The sequence below is a fragment of the Alphaproteobacteria bacterium genome, assembly GCA_030740435.1.
Lineage (GTDB): Bacteria > Pseudomonadota > Alphaproteobacteria > UBA2966 > UBA2966.
Map to the genome: position 1 here is coordinate 1 of JASLXG010000011.1, position 15689 is coordinate 15689.

13 protein-coding genes and 1 tRNA gene are annotated in these 15689 nt (G+C 64.0%); all 14 read left to right on the forward strand.

Annotation, left to right across the window (positions count from 1 at the left end):
• Window positions 1-180, forward strand: a 180-nt coding sequence (tuf, locus tag QGG75_01415; protein ID MDP6065904.1) for an elongation factor Tu, incomplete at its 5' end; no start/stop codon positions are given.
• A gap of 13 nt (window positions 181-193) precedes the next feature.
• Window positions 194-269: transfer RNA gene (locus QGG75_01420), tRNA-Trp, on the forward strand.
• A 63-nt stretch (window positions 270-332) separates the two neighbouring features.
• Window positions 333-530 (forward strand): preprotein translocase subunit SecE, encoded by a 198-nt coding sequence (gene secE, locus QGG75_01425; protein ID MDP6065905.1) that lies wholly within the window; start codon window positions 333-335, stop codon window positions 528-530.
• A 6-nt stretch (window positions 531-536) separates the two neighbouring features.
• Entirely contained in the window at window positions 537-1067 is a 531-nt protein-coding gene (gene nusG, locus QGG75_01430; protein MDP6065906.1) for a transcription termination/antitermination protein NusG, read from the forward strand.
• A 123-nt stretch (window positions 1068-1190) separates the two neighbouring features.
• Entirely contained in the window at window positions 1191-1619 is a 429-nt protein-coding gene (rplK, locus tag QGG75_01435) for a 50S ribosomal protein L11 (protein ID MDP6065907.1), read from the forward strand.
• A 4-nt stretch (window positions 1620-1623) separates the two neighbouring features.
• Window positions 1624-2319, forward strand: a complete 696-nt coding sequence (gene rplA / locus QGG75_01440; protein MDP6065908.1) for a 50S ribosomal protein L1 — start codon at window positions 1624-1626, stop codon at window positions 2317-2319.
• Between the two features lie 331 nt (window positions 2320-2650).
• Window positions 2651-3169 carry a 50S ribosomal protein L10 gene (gene rplJ, locus QGG75_01445; GenBank protein ID MDP6065909.1) on the forward strand — a complete coding sequence of 173 codons (519 nt, stop codon included), beginning with the start codon at window positions 2651-2653 and terminating at the stop codon, window positions 3167-3169.
• 56 nt (window positions 3170-3225) lie between these two features.
• The gene (rplL, locus tag QGG75_01450; protein MDP6065910.1) at window positions 3226-3600 is read left to right on the forward strand and encodes a 50S ribosomal protein L7/L12; all 375 of its coding nucleotides are present in this window, start codon (window positions 3226-3228) and stop codon (window positions 3598-3600) included.
• 102 nt (window positions 3601-3702) lie between these two features.
• Entirely contained in the window at window positions 3703-7821 is a 4119-nt protein-coding gene (rpoB, locus tag QGG75_01455) for a DNA-directed RNA polymerase subunit beta (GenBank protein ID MDP6065911.1), read from the forward strand.
• Between the two features lie 69 nt (window positions 7822-7890).
• A complete protein-coding gene (gene rpoC / locus QGG75_01460; protein MDP6065912.1) occupies window positions 7891-12153 on the forward strand; it encodes a DNA-directed RNA polymerase subunit beta' in 4263 nt (1420 codons plus the stop codon).
• Window positions 12154-12578: 425 nt separating this feature from the next.
• The gene (rpsL, locus tag QGG75_01465) at window positions 12579-12950 is read left to right on the forward strand and encodes a 30S ribosomal protein S12 (GenBank protein MDP6065913.1); all 372 of its coding nucleotides are present in this window, start codon (window positions 12579-12581) and stop codon (window positions 12948-12950) included.
• Between the two features lie 11 nt (window positions 12951-12961).
• Complete coding sequence (rpsG, locus tag QGG75_01470; GenBank protein ID MDP6065914.1) at window positions 12962-13432, forward strand: 30S ribosomal protein S7; 471 nt, start codon at window positions 12962-12964, stop codon at window positions 13430-13432.
• Between the two features lie 29 nt (window positions 13433-13461).
• Window positions 13462-15537, forward strand: coding sequence for an elongation factor G (gene fusA, locus QGG75_01475; GenBank protein ID MDP6065915.1), 2076 nt, complete (start codon window positions 13462-13464; stop codon window positions 15535-15537).
• Between the two features lie 32 nt (window positions 15538-15569).
• The coding region (locus tag QGG75_01480) for a GTP-binding protein (GenBank protein ID MDP6065916.1) at window positions 15570-15689 on the forward strand (120 nt) is incomplete at its 3' end.

Sequence of the window (15689 nt, forward strand, 5' to 3'; positions counted from 1 at the left end):
ACCGACGTGACGGGCCAGGTGGCGCTGCCGGAAGGCACCGAGATGGTGATGCCGGGCGACAACGTGTCGATGGAGGTCGAGTTGATCTCGCCCATCGCCATGGACGAGGGCCTGCGCTTCGCCATCCGCGAGGGTGGCCGCACCGTGGGTGCCGGCGTCGTCGCCAGCATTATCGAGTGAGAGAGGCGTCGCTAGGAGTGTAGCTCAATTGGTAGAGCACCGGTCTCCAAAACCGGGGGTTGCGGGTTCGATCCCTGCCACTCCTGCCAGTTCCTGACGACGTGGATTCTGATGGCGTAGATCTTGAATGAGTACGGACTTATCGGCAGCCCATGGCCAAGACGACCCCAGGTGAATTCATTCGGCAGGTGCGGCAGGAAACTGCCAAGGTCACCTGGCCGACGCGCAAGGAGGCGGGCGTCACCACGGCGATGGTGTTCGTCATGGTGATCCTGGCGGCAACGTTCTTTTTCATCGTCGACCAGGTGCTGTCGTTGGGCGTGCGCTTGGTGCTCGGCCTGGGAGGTTAGCGAAGTATGGCCAGTCTTTGGTACATCGTGCACGCTTATTCGGGTTTCGAGCACAAAGTCGCGCAGTCGATCAACGAACAGGCCGTGAGCCATGGCATGGAGGAGCTTTTCGAAGAGGTTCTGGTGCCGGTCGAGGAGGTGGTCGAAGTGCGGCGGGGCCAGAAGGTCAGTGCCGAGCGCAAGTTTTTCCCGGGCTATGTGTTGGCCAAGATGGAGATGACGGACGAAAGCTACCATCTCGTCAAGAACACCCCCAAGGTGACGGGTTTCCTGGGCCCGGCCGGCAAGCCGACGCCGATCAGCGAGGCCGAGGCCGATCGTATCCTGCGCCAGGTGCAGGAAGGTATCGAGCGGCCCAAGCCTTCGGTGACCTTCGAGATCGGCGAACAGGTGCGGGTCTCGGACGGCCCCTTCACCTCGTTCAACGGCTATGTCGAGGATGTCGACGAGGAGCGGGCGCGGCTCAAGGTGGCGGTTTCGATCTTCGGCCGGGCGACGCCGGTGGAATTGGAGTATTCGCAGGTCGAGAAGGTTTGACCGCGAGGTTGTAAAGAGCGTGGCCGGCGGCAGCCGCCGCGGCCGATTGCGTGGGAGGCGGGCCATAGCCGTACCACGGCCCTGAGGCCGGGGAATTTTCCTGGGCCCTGAACAGGAGTTGAGATGGCGAAGAAGATAGACGGATTCATCAAGCTGCAGGTGCCGGCCGGCCAGGCCAACCCGTCGCCGCCCATCGGGCCGGCGCTGGGCCAGCGTGGCCTCAACATCATGGAATTCTGCAAGGCCTTCAATGCCGAGACCCAGGGTCTCGAGCAGGGCATGCCGATTCCCACCATCATCACGGTCTACGCCGACCGCTCGTTCAGCTACGAGACCAAGACGCCGCCGGCCTCGTTCTTCCTCAAGCGCGCCGCCGGCCTGGACAAGGCGGCCAGCGAGCCCGGCCGCGAGGTGGTGGGCCAGGTCAGCATGGCCCAGGTGCGCGAGATCGCCGAACAGAAAATGGTCGACCTCAACGCCCACGACATCGACCAGGCGGCCAAGATGATCGCCGGCTCGGCCCGCTCCATGGGCCTGGAAGTGGTGGAGTAGACTGATGGCAGGCAAAGGCAAACGCGGCCGGACGATTCGCGAGGACATCGACCGCCTGGCGGATTATCCGCTGGCGGAGGCCGTCAAGATGGTCAAGCAGCGAGCCCAGGCCAAGTTCGACGAGACCATCGAGGTGGCGGTCAACCTGGGTGTTGATCCGCGTCACGCCGATCAGATGGTGCGCGGCATGGTGCAGCTTCCCCACGGCACCGGCAAGTCGGTGCGGGTGGCGGTTTTCGCCAAGGAGCAAAAAGCCGACGAGGCCCGCGAGGCCGGTGCCGACTTGGTCGGCGCCGACGATTTGGCGGCCAAGGTGCAGGCCGGCGAGATCGAATTCGACCGCTGCGTGGCGACGCCCGACATGATGGCCGTGGTGGGCAAGCTGGGCAAGATCCTGGGGCCCCGCGGCCTCATGCCCAACCCAAAGCTGGGCACCGTCACCCCCGACGTCGCCGAGGCGGTTCGTGCGGCCAAGGGCGGTCAGGTGGAGTTTCGCGTCGAAAAAGCGGGCATCGTGCATGCCGGGGTAGGCAAGGCAAGTTTCAGCGAAGAGGCGCTGTTGGAGAACGTCAAGGCATTTGTCGGTGCCATCAGCAAGGCCAAACCGAGCGGTGCCAAAGGCACCTTCATGAAGCGTGTGGCGCTGAGCTCGACCATGGGGGCGGGCGTTCGGATCGACGTCGCCAGCATGAACGAGTAGCGCGCGAGTATCGGGCCCCGTGGGGCTCGAGATACTGAATTCCGCGGCCCCCCAATGGGGCGGCGGTAGGAAAGGCCGGCAGTTGTCCGACCTTTTCGACCTGTCCGAGACTGCAGGTGCCAACGGCTCCAAGGCGAGCCGGCGGCCTAAGGCGCGAAGCGCCTGCACAGACAGGGGATGACCGGAACGGAGGCCCGCGTTTGGGCCCGCCAGCCCGGTTCGTACCTCTGGGACGGGAGTGGCGGATGCGGCCGCGACCGGCCGGGTCCAAGGCGTAACCGGGACGATTGGGGCCTATGGGCCGCGGCGTCCCAAGATCGGAGACCGAGCAGTGGACCGAACGCAAAAGGAAGACGTGGTCCGGTCATTGAACCAGACCTTCCAGGACGCGGCGGCGGTCGTGGTCACCCATTACAGCGGCCTGACGGTGGCGGAGATCAACGATCTTCGCGTCCAGATGCGCCAGGCCGGTGCCAATTTCCGGGTGACCAAGAACCGGCTCGCACGTTTGGCTCTCGCCGACACACCCTATGCACCCTTGACGGACATGTTCACGGGCCCCACGGCGATCGCTTTCGCCGACGACGTGGTGGCTCCCGCCAAGGTGGCCGTGAACTTTGCCAAGGGGAACGAAAAGCTGATCGTTCTCGGCGGTGCCATGGGCCAGACGCTGCTCGATGCCGACGGCGTCAAGGGTCTGGCCTCGCTGCCCTCGCTGGACGAGTTGCGGGGCAAGATCGTCGGCCTGATTCAGGCCCCGGCGACCAAGGTGGCGGGCGTGCTGCAGGCCCCGGCCGGCCAACTGGCCCGGGTCATCCGCGCGCATGCAGAAAAGGCTGAGGCGGCGTAGGCCAAGTGGCCAGCGAATCCCCAATCCAGAGATACCAAACGAGGAGTTGAAGAGAAATGGCTGATATCGAAAAAATTGCCGCGGACCTGTCGCAGTTGACGGTCATGGAGGCGACCGAGCTGGCGACGCTGCTGGAAGAGAAGTGGGGCGTCTCGGCGGCCGCACCGGTGGCCGTGGCCGTGGCTGGCGCTGGCGGCGAGGCCGAAGCGGCCGAGGAGCAGGACAGCTTCGACGTCGTGCTGACGTCCTTCGGCGAAAAGAAAATCAACGTGATCAAAGAGGTGCGGGCGATGACCGGCCTCGGTCTCAAGGAGGCCAAGGATCTCGTCGAAGGCGTGCCCAACGCGGTCAAGGAGGGCGTCAACAAGCAGGAGGCCGAAGAGGTCAAGGCCACGCTCGAGGGGGCCGGCGCCAGCGTCGAGCTGAAATAGCCGGGGTCAGGGCGGCGGGCGGCGCGGCGGCCAAGCCGTTCGCCGCCAAGTGACTGCGTTAAGAGGTGATGCGACGGACGTCGCGATATGACGAGGTAGAGCATGAACACGGCACTTTCCTTTACCGGCCGCAAGCGGGTTCGCAAGGATTTCGGACGGATTCCCACGATCGCCACGATGCCCAATCTGATCGAGGTGCAGAAGAATTCATACGAACACTTCTTGCAAAAGGGCTTGGGTCCCGACGAGCGTCCGGATTCAGGCCTGCAGGCCGGGTTCAAGTCGGTCTTCCCGATTTCCGATTTTTCCGAATCCTCTTCGCTGGAATTCGTCAAGTACGAGCTCGAGCCTCCCAAGTACGACGTCGAGGAGTGCCGGCAGCGCGGCATGACCTTTGCCGCGCCGCTCAAGGTGACGCTGCGTCTGATCGTTTTCGAGGTCGATCCCGACACCGGTTCCAAGTCGGTGCTCGATATCAAGGAACAAGACGTCTACATGGGCGACATGCCGTTGATGACCGACAGCGGCACCTTCGTGGTCAACGGCACCGAGCGCGTGATCGTCAGCCAGATGCATCGCTCGCCCGGCGTCTTCTTCGATCACGACAAGGGCAAGACCCATTCCTCGGGCAAGTTCCTCTTCGCCGCCCGCATCATCCCCTATCGCGGCAGTTGGCTCGACTTCGAGTTCGACGCCAAGGACATCGTCTACGTGCGTATCGACCGGCGCCGCAAGCTGCCGGTGACGACGCTGCTGTTCGCCTTGGGCATGAGTGCCGAGGAGATTTTGGAGCACTTCTATCGCACCGTCGGATTCAAGTGGGACAAGAAGCGTAGCGGCTGGCGCACGCCCTTCGATCTCGATCGGCTGCGCGGCCTCAAGCTGATCCACGATCTGGTCAACGCCGCCGATGGCAAGGTGGTGGCCGAGGCCGGCACCAAGATGACGCCGCGCTTGGGCCGCAAGCTCAAGGAAAAGGGCGTCAAGGAGCAACTGGTCTCCTCCGAGGAGCTGCTCGGCCGCTACGTCGCTGTCGACATCATCAACGAGAAAACCGGCGAGATCTATGTCGAGGCCGGCGAGGAATTGCAGCAGGAGAAAGACAAAGACAACATCGCCATCCTCGAAGAGGCCGGTGTCGCCGTCATTCCCACGCTCGACATCGACCACGTCAACATCGGCCCCTACATGCGCAACACCATGGCGCTCGACAAGAACACCGCCTACGAAAAGGCGCTGGTCGAGATTTACCGCGTCATGCGTCCAGGCGAGCCGCCGACGTTGGAGACCGCGGAGGCGCTCTTCAAAAGCCTCTTTTTCGACAACGAACGTTACGACCTGTCGGCCGTGGGAAGGGTCAAGATCAGCGCCCGCCTGGGGCTCGATGGCGATGATTCGCTGCGCACGCTGAGGCGCGAGGACATCCTGGCGGTGATCAAGACCCTGGTCGAGCTCAAGGACGGCCACGGCGACATCGACGACATCGACCATCTGGGCAACCGTCGGGTGCGCTCGGTCGGCGAATTGATGGAAAACCAGTACCGGGTGGGGCTCTTGCGCATGGAGCGCGCCATCCGCGAGCGTATGAGTTCGGTCGAAATCGACACCGTCATGCCGCACGACCTGATCAACGCCAAGCCGGCGGCGGCGGCGGTGCGTGAATTCTTCGGCTCCTCCCAGCTCAGCCAGTTCATGGACCAGACCAACCCGCTCTCGGAAATCACTCACAAGCGCCGGCTCTCGGCGCTGGGGCCGGGCGGTCTGACGCGCGAGCGCGCCGGCTTCGAGGTGCGCGACGTCCACCCCACGCACTATGGCCGCATCTGCCCCATCGAGACGCCCGAGGGGCCCAACATCGGGCTCATCAACAGTCTTGCTACCTACGCCCGCGTCAACAAGTACGGCTTCATCGAGAGTCCCTACCGCCAGGTCGCCGGTGGCAAGCTGACGGCCGAGGTGACCTATCTCTCGGCCATGGAGGAAGGCAAGTACATCATCGCCCAGGCCAACGCCACGATCGACGCCCGCGACCGCCTGACCGACGATCTGGTGAGCTGCCGCCAGGCCGGCGATTTCATCGTCACGCCGCCCGAGAACGTTGAATACATCGACGTCTCGCCCAAGCAACTGGTTTCGGTGGCGGCGGCGCTCATTCCCTTCCTCGAGAACGACGACGCCAACCGGGCGCTGATGGGCTCGAACATGCAGCGCCAGGCGGTACCGTTGCTGCAGCCCGAGGCGCCGTTGGTGGGTACCGGCATGGAAGAGGTGGTGGCCCGCGATTCCGGCGTCACCATCGTGGCCCGGCGCTCAGGGATAGTCGAACAGGTCGATGCCCACCGCATCGTCGTCCGCGCCACCGAGGAGACCGATCTTTCGCGCTCCGGCGTCGACATCTACAACCTGCTGAAGTTCCAGCGCTCGAACCAGAACACCTGCATCAACCAGCGCCCCCTGGTCAAGGTGGGCGACGAGGTGCGGTCCGGTGACATCATCGGCGACGGTCCCTCGACCGATCTCGGCGAGCTGGCGCTGGGGCGCAACGTGCTGGTCGCCTTCATGCCTTGGGGCGGCTACAACTTCGAGGATTCCATCCTGATTTCGGAACGCATCGTGCGGGACGACGTCTTCACCTCGATCCACATCGACGAATTCGAGGTCATGGCGCGCGACACCAAGCTGGGCCAGGAGGAGATCACCCGCGACATCCCCAACGTCGGCGAAGAGGCGCTGAAGAACCTCGACGAGGCCGGCATCGTCTACATCGGCGCCGAGGTCCATCCCGGTGACATTTTGGTCGGCAAGATCACGCCCAAGGGCGAATCGCCGATGACGCCGGAAGAGAAGCTGTTGCGCGCCATCTTCGGCGAAAAGGCCTCGGACGTGCGCGACACCTCGCTCAAGCTGCCGCCCGGCGTCGCCGGCACGGTGGTCGAGGTGCGCGTCTTTTCACGCTATGGCGTCGACAAGGACGAGCGTGCCCTGGCCATCGAGCGCGACGAGATCGAACGCCTGGCCAAGGACCGCGACGACGAGTTCGAGATCCTCGAGCGCAACACCTTCGATCGGCTGAAATCGCTGCTCATGGGCTGCTTGATCGTATCCGCGCCCAAGGGCATAAAAACCGGCGGCAAGATCAGCGAGGCCGTGCTGGCCGACATGAGCCACGGCCAATGGTGGCGGATCGGCCTCAAGGACGCCCGCGCCATGGCCGACATCGAGCAACTCAACAAGCAGTTCCAGGACGCCCGGGCGCATCTCATGGCGCGCTTCGAGAACAAGGTCGAGAAGCTGCAGGGCGGTGACGAACTGCCGCCCGGCGTGATGAAGATGGTCAAGGTCTTCGTGGCCGTGAAGCGCAAGCTGCAGCCCGGCGACAAGATGGCCGGACGCCATGGCAACAAGGGTGTGATCTCGAAGATCGTGCCCATCGAGGACATGCCGCATCTGGAAGAGGGCGGCAGCGTCGATATCGTGCTCAACCCGCTCGGCGTGCCGTCGCGCATGAACGTGGGCCAGATCCTCGAGACCCATTTGGGCTGGGCCTGTGCCGGCCTGGGCCGCCAGATCGGCGAGGTGCTCGACAAGGTGCAGGCCGGCGGCAAGGTTGCCGATCTCAAGAAAACCCTCAAGGGAGTCTACGGCAAGCCGATCTTCGACGGTCTGATCGCCGATCTCGACGACCGCGAGGTGGTGGAGTTGGGCGGCAATCTGAGCACCGGCATCCCGGTGGCGACGCCGGTATTCGACGGTGCCAACGAGGCCCAGATCGTCGAAATGCTGGAGCAGGCCGGTCTCGACGCTTCGGGCCAGGTGACGCTCATCGACGGCCGCACCGGCGAGACCTTCGACCGCAAGATCACGGTGGGCTACATCTACATGCTGAAATTGCACCATCTGGTCGACGACAAGATCCACGCCCGCTCGATCGGCCCTTACAGCCTGGTCACCCAGCAGCCGCTGGGCGGCAAGGCGCAGTTCGGCGGCCAGCGCTTCGGCGAGATGGAGGTCTGGGCATTGCAGGCTTACGGCGCCGCCTACACGCTACGCGAGATGCTTACCGTCAAGTCCGACGACGTCGCCGGCCGTACCAAGGTTTACGAATCCATCGTGCGCGGCGACGATACCTTCGAAGCCGGCATTCCCGAATCCTTCAACGTGCTCGTCAAGGAGCTCAAGGCACTGTGCCTCAACGTCGAACTCGGCCAACACGAGTTCTGAGTGCTCACACGCCCGGCCCCGAGACCCTGTGCCTCGAGACCCTGAGCGAGTAGCAAGGAGAACGCGAAGATGAATGAATTGATGAAGATCTTCGGCCAGGTCAGCGCCGCCCAGAGCTTCGATCAGATCAAGATCGGCATCGCCAGCCCCGAACGCATCCGGTCGTGGTCGTTCGGCGAGATCAAGAAGCCGGAGACCATCAATTACCGCACCTTCAAACCGGAACGCGACGGCCTCTTCTGCGCCCGCATCTTCGGTCCCATCAAGGACTACGAATGCCTTTGCGGCAAGTACAAGCGCATGAAGTATCGCGGCATCACCTGCGAGAAGTGCGGCGTCGAGGTGACGTTGTCGAACGTGCGGCGCGAGCGCATGGGCCACATCGAGCTGGCCTCGCCGGTGGCCCACATCTGGTTCCTGAAATCGCTGCCCAGCCGCATCGGGCTGCTGCTCGACATGACGCTCAAGGATCTCGAACGCGTGCTCTACTTCGAGAGCTTCATCGTCATCGAGCCGGGTCTGACGCCGCTCAAGGGGCGGCAGATCCTGGGCGAAGAACAGTACATGCTGGCCCAGGACGAGTACGGCGAGGACGCCTTCACCGCCGGCATCGGGGCCGAAGCGGTGCGCGCCATCCTCGAGCAGCTCGACCTCGAGGCCGAGCGCGACGCGGTGCGCACCGAACTGGCCGAGACGACCTCGACGGTCAAGCCCAAGAAGCTGGTGAAAAGGCTCAAGCTGATCGAGAGCTTCATTCATTCGGGCAACCGGCCGGAGTGGATGATCCTTACCGTCATCCCGGTGATTCCGCCCGATCTGAGGCCTCTGGTGCCGCTCGACGGGGGGCGCTTCGCGACCTCGGATCTGAATGATCTCTACCGCCGGGTGATCAACCGCAACAACCGGCTCAAGCGCCTGATCGAGCTTTTGGCGCCCGACATCATCGTGCGCAACGAAAAGCGCATGTTGCAGGAATCCGTAGACGCGCTGTTCGACAACGGGCGGCGCGGCCGGGTCATCACCGGGGCCAACAAGCGGCCGCTGAAATCGCTCAGTGACATGCTCAAGGGCAAGCAGGGGCGCTTCCGCCAGAACCTGCTGGGCAAGCGGGTCGATTATTCCGGCCGCTCGGTCATCGTCGTCGGTCCCGAGCTCAAGCTGCAGCAGTGCGGCCTGCCCAAGAAGATGGCGCTGGAGCTCTTCAAGCCCTTCATCTATTCCAAGCTCGAGCTGCGCGGCATGGCGGCCACCATCAAGATGGCCAAGAAATTGGTGGAGAAGGAGCGTCCCGAGGTCTGGGACATCCTCGACGAAGTGATCCGCGAACATCCGGTGCTGCTCAACCGGGCGCCGACGCTGCATCGCCTCGGCATCCAGGCCTTCGAACCGGTGCTCATCGAGGGCAAGGCGATCCAGCTCCATCCCCTGGTCTGCGCCGCCTTCAACGCCGATTTCGACGGCGACCAGATGGCCGTGCACGTGCCGCTCTCGCTGGAGGCCCAGCTCGAGGCGCGGGTGCTGATGATGTCGACCAACAACATTCTCGGCCCGGCCAACGGCAAGCCCATCATCGTGCCCTCGCAGGACATGGTGCTGGGGCTCTACTACATGACCATCGAGCGTGAGGGCGAGCTCGGTGAGGATGCCGTGTTCGGCTCGGTGGCCGAAATCCAGCAGGCGCTGGACAACAATGCCCTGACCGTGCATGCGCGCATCCATTGCCGCTACCGCGGAGTCGACGAGAACGGCGACGAGATCTACCTGCGGGTCCAGTCGACGCCCGGCCGCATGTTGCTCTCCGAGGTCTTGCCGCGCCATCCCAAGGTGCCCTTCGAGCTCATCAACCAGCAGCTTTCGAAGACCGAGATCTCGACGCTCATCGACTTCGTCTATCGCCATTGCGGCCAGAAGGAGACGGTCATCTTCGCCGACCGCATCATGGCCATGGGCTTCGACTTCGCCTGCCGGGCCGGCATTTCCTTCGGCAAGGACGACATGGTCATCCCCGAGGTCAAGGGCGCGCTGGTCAACGAGACCCACGAACTGGTCAAGGAATACGAGCAGCAATACGTCGACGGCTTGATCACCCAGGGCGAGAAGTACAACAAGGTGGTCGACGCCTGGGCCCAGTGCACCGAGCGGGTGGCCGACGAGATGATGAAGGGCATCGCCGAGATCAAGAACCGCACCGATCCCAAGAGCGGCCAGAACCTGCCGGTCAACTCGATCTTCATGATGGCCGATTCCGGGGCCCGTGGCTCGGCCGCTCAGATGAAACAACTGGCCGGCATGCGCGGCCTGATGGCCAAGCCCTCGGGCGAAATCATCGAGACTCCGATCATCTCCAACTTCAAGGAAGGCCTGAGTGTGCTCGAGTACTTCAACTCGACCCACGGTGCCCGCAAGGGCCTGGCCGACACGGCGCTGAAGACCGCCAACTCGGGATACTTGACGCGGCGTTTGGTGGACGTGGCCCAGGACTGCACCATCGTCGAGGAGAACTGCGGCACCAAAGAGGGCTTGACCGTGCGTGAGGTGCTCGAGGGCGGCGAGGTTGTGGTCGGCATCGGCGAGCGCGTGCTCGGCCGCTGCGCCTCGGTCGATCTCAAGGATCCGCTCAACGGCGATGTCCTGATCAAGGCCGGCGAGATGATCGAGGAGGACGACATCGACCTCGTCGAGCGCTCGGGCGTCGACAGCGTCGGCATCCGCTCGGTGCTGACCTGCGAGAGCGACAACGGCGTCTGCGGCCGCTGTTACGGCCGCGATCTGGCGCGCGGAACGCGGGTCAACATCGGCGAGGCCATCGGCGTCATCGCCGCCCAGTCGATCGGCGAGCCGGGCACCCAGTTGACCATGCGCACCTTCCACATCGGCGGCACCGCCCAGCTGGCGGAGATATCCAGCGTCGAGTCCAACTCCGACGGTACCATCAAGGTGCATAACCGCAACGTGGTCGAGGATTCGGCCGGCCGCCTGGTCGTCATGGGCCGCAATACCGAGGTCGTGGTGGTCGACGAGAACGGCCGCGAGCGGGCCCGCCACAAATTGCCCTACGGCGCCTGGCTCAAGTTCGACGACGGCGGCGAAATAAAAAAGGGCGCCGTCATTGCCGAGTGGGACCCCTACACCATCCCCATCATCACCGAACAGGCCGGGGTCGCCACCTATCGCGACCTGGTCGATGCCGTTTCGCTGCGCGAGTTGGTCGACGAGGCCACCGGCATCGCCAACAAGGTGGTGGTCGATTGGCGCCAGCAACCCAAGGGCAGCGAGTTGCGCCCGCGCATCACCCTGCGCAGCGAAAAGGGCGAGGTGGTGAAGTTGGCCAACGACCTGGAGGCCCGCTATTTCCTCTCGGTCGACGCCATCCTCAGCGTCGAGGACGGCACCTCGGTGGATGCCGGCGACGTGCTGGCACGCATCCCGCGTGAATCGACCAAGACCCGCGACATCACTGGTGGCTTGCCTCGGGTGGCCGAGCTTTTCGAGGCCCGCAAACCCAAGGATCACGCCATTATCGCTGATTTCGATGGCCGCATCGAATTCGGCCGCGACTACAAGGCCAAGCGCCGCCTGGTGCTCAAGCCCGACGACGAATCCCTCGATCAGGAAGAGTATCTCATCCCCAAGGGCAAGCACATCAGCGTCAAGGAGGGCGATTGGGTGGAGAAGGGCGAGCCGCTGCTGGACGGCAACCCGGTGCCGCACGACATCCTGCGCGTGCTCGGCGTCGAGGCCCTGGCCGCCTACCTGGTCTATGAGATCCAGGAGGTCTACCGGCTGCAGGGCGTGCGCATCAACGACAAGCACATCGAAGTCATCGTGCGTCAGATGCTGCAAAAGGTCGAGGTGCTCGATCCCGGCGAGACGACGCTGCTGCTGGGTGAACAAGTCGATCGCATCGAGTTCGACGAGGCCAACGAGCGGGCCGCCGACGAAGGCCTCAAGATCGCCACGGCGCTGCCGGTGTTGCAGGGCATCACCAAGGCCAGCCTGCAGACGCGTTCCTTCATCTCCGCCGCCTCGTTCCAGGAAACCACGCGCGTGCTCACCGAGGCCGCGGTTTCGGGCCGTGTCGACGGTCTCAACGGTTTGAAGGAGAACGTCATCGTCGGCCGCCTGATTCCGGCTGGCACCGGCGCCGCCATCAATCGCATCAAGCAGGTGGCGGTCCAGCGTGACCGCGAATACACCGAGCAGCTCGAAGCCGAGGAGGCCAAGGCGGCAGCCGAACTGGCGGCGGCCGAGGAGCAGGCGGCCCAACTGGCGGCGGCCGAGGAAGCGGGGGCATCGACAGCCGAGGCCGATGGCGCTTCGGCGGCCGAATAGGGGAGTTCAGGTTTGCTCCCGGCTGGCCAGGCGGTGCTTTTTCCCGGCAACATTGTTGCGCTCCGCCGGGACCCCGGCTAAGGTCGTTGCCAAGAGCTTGTAGCGGCCCCGCGTGAAGCCAGCGAAAGCGTTGAAAACGGGCGGTTTTCAGCGCCGTTTGGGCTTGACGCCTGGGGGGCGTCTCCTTATAGTGCGCGCTCCTCGGACGCCGGTGGTAGGCGGTACCGTCTAGACGCGGCGCTCGAACTTTAGGTTAAAGGCGACATTCTAAGCCTTGCGGGTGGGCGAAAAGCACTCGTTGGCGAGCCAAGCGCCATGGCTTGCCTCTGTTTTGTGCCCAGCAAGCGGTTGGGCGCGGCAACTGGCAACGGAACCGGGCGGAATTTAGGGCGGAATTAGGGCGGAAGCAGGGCGGACACAACAAGATGCCGACAATCAATCAACTTATTCGCAAACCGCGCAAGCGCCCGGTGTCGCACAACAAAGTGCCGGCCATGGAGGGCTGCCCGCAAAAGCGTGGCGTCTGCACCCGGGTCTACACGACGACCCCGAAAAAGCCCAATTCGGCCTTGCGCAAAGTGGCCCGCGTGCGCCTGACCAACGGCTTCGAGGTGACCTCCTACATTCCCGGCGAAGGTCACAACCTGCAGGAACACTCCGTGGTGATGATCCGCGGCGGCCGGGTCAAGGACCTGCCGGGCGTGCGTTATCATGTCATCCGCGGCGTGCTCGATACCCAGGGCGTGGGGGACCGCCGCCAGCGCCGTTCGAAATACGGCGCCAAACGGCCCAAGTAGCGAGAACCCTCATGTCCCGACGCCACGCAGCCGAAAAACGCGACGTTCTGCCCGATGCCAAATATGGCGATCAGGTGCTTACCAAATTCATGAATTCGCTGATGCTGAACGGCAAGAAGTCGCTGGCCGAAAGCATCGTCTATGGCGCCTTCGACCAGATCCAGAGCCGCACCAGCCAGGAACCGCTGGGCGTCTTCCACGAGGCCCTGGGCAACATCAAGCCGCAGCTCGAGGTGCGTTCGCGCCGCGTCGGCGGCGCCACCTACCAGGTGCCCACCGAGGTGCGCACCGATCGGCGCCAGGCCCTGGCCATCCGCTGGCTCATCGAGGCGGCGCGCAAGCGCTCCGAGAACACCATGACCGAACGCCTTTCGGGCGAACTCCTCGACGCTGCCAATGGCCGCGGGGCGGCTGTCAAGAAGCGTGAGGACACCCACCGCATGGCCGAGGCCAACCGGGCCTTTTCGCACTACCGCTGGTAGGCGGCGCAGTTTTTTTGGGATTCGCGACAATGTCACGCACGACGCCGCTCGATCATTACCGCAATATCGGCATCATGGCTCACATCGATGCCGGCAAGACGACGACGACCGAGCGCATCCTCTATTACACCGGTCGCTCCCACAAGATCGGCGAGGTCCACGACGGTGCCGCCGTGATGGATTGGATGGAGCAGGAACAGGAGCGCGGCATCACCATCACCTCGGCCGCCACCACCTGCTTCTGGCGCGACCACCGCATCAACATCATCGACACGCCGGGCCACGTCGATTTCACCATCGAGGTCGAGCGCAGCCTGCGCGTGCTTGACGGCGCCGTTGCCGTCTTCGATTCGGTGGCCGGCGTCGAGCCCCAGACCGAAACCGTGTGGCGCCAGGCCGACAAGTACGGTGTGCCGCGCATTTGCTTCATCAACAAGATGGACCGCGTCGGTGCCGACTTCGAGCGTTGCGTCGACATGGTGCGCGAGCGCCTCGGCGCCAAGCCGCTGGTGCTGCAACTGCCCATCGGCAGCGAGGCCGAATTCGCCGGCATCGTCGATCTGGTGCGCATGAAGGCGGTGCTCTGGAAGGAAGAGACTCTGGGCGCCGAATTCTACGACGCCGACATCCCGGCCGAGCTCGGCGATCAGGCCCAGGCCTTGCACGAGGTGCTGGTCGAGGTCGCGGTGGAACTCGACGACAGCGTCATGGAAAGTTATCTCGAGGGCCAGGAGCCGGACCCGGACACGCTCAGGCGTTGCATCCGGCTGGGCACCATCTCGGGTGCCTTCGTGCCGGTCTTCTGTGGCTCGGCCTTCAAGAACAAGGGCGTCCAGCCGCTGTTGGACGCCCTTATCGATTATTTGCCGGCGCCCACCGACGTGCCCGCCGTCAAGGGCCTGAGCGCCGACGACGACAGCGCGATCGTGCGCCAGTCCGACGACGACGAGCCCTTCTCCGGCCTGGCCTTCAAGGTCATGACCGATCCCTTCGTCGGCAGCCTGACTTTCGTGCGCATCTATTCCGGCGTCGTCGACTCGGGCTCCAGCGTGCTCAACCCGGTCAAGGGCAAGCGCGAACGTGTCGGGCGCATGCTGCTGATGCATGCCAATTCGCGCGAGGACATCAAGCAGGCCCGGGCCGGCGACATCGTCGCCATTGCCGGCCTCAAGCAGACCACCACCGGCGAAACGCTGTGTGACGCCAAATCGGCGGTGGTGCTCGAGCGCATGGAATTTCCCGACCCGGTGATCGAGATCGCCGTCGAGCCGCGCACCAAGAACGACCAGGAAAAGATGGGCGTGGCGCTGAGCCGGCTGGCCGACGAGGACCCCTCGTTCCGGGTGACCTCGGACGCCGAGAGCGGCCAGACCATCATCAAGGGCATGGGCGAGCTGCACCTCGAGATCATCGTCGACCGGCTCAAGCGCGAATTCAAGGTGGACGCCAATATCGGCGCCCCCCAGGTGGCCTACCGTGAGACCATCACCAAAGCCCGCGAAATCGACTATACCCACAAGAAGCAGACCGGCGGCGCCGGCCAGTTCGCCCGCGTCAAGATACTCTTCGAGCCGCTGCCCGCCGGTTCCGGATACGAGTTCGAAAAGGCCGTGGTCGGCGGCTCGGTGCCCAGGGAATACATTCCCGGCGTCGGCAAGGGCATCGGCGAGGTGGCCTCGGGCGGCCTGCTGGCCGGTTTCCCGTTGATCGATTTCAAGGCGACGCTGGTCGACGGGGCGCATCACGACGTAGACAGTTCGGTCATGGCCTTCGAGATCGCGGCCCGATCGGCACTGCGCGAGGCGGCACCGGGCCTTGGCCTCAAGTTGCTCGAACCCTTGATGGGTGTCGAGGTAGTGACGCCGGAGGATTACATGGGCGACGTCATCGGCGACCTCAATTCGCGCCGTGGTCACGTCACGGCCACCGAGAGCAGTGCCAACGCGGTGACGATTACCGCCCAGGTGCCGCTGGCCAACATGTTCGGTTACGTCAATACGCTGCGCTCGATGACCCAAGGTCGGGCGCAGTTTCATATGACCTTCGATCATTACGAGCAGGTGCCGCAGGCGGTATCGGAAGATTTGCGGGCCAAGTTGGCCTAGGGAACGGCGACCGAGTTACGGAGAGCGAGATCATGGCGAAGGCGAAGTTCAAGCGGACCAAACCGCACTGCAACATCGGCACCATCGGCCACGTCGATCACGGCAAGACGACGCTGACGGCGGCGATCACCAAGATTCTGGCGGAATCGGGT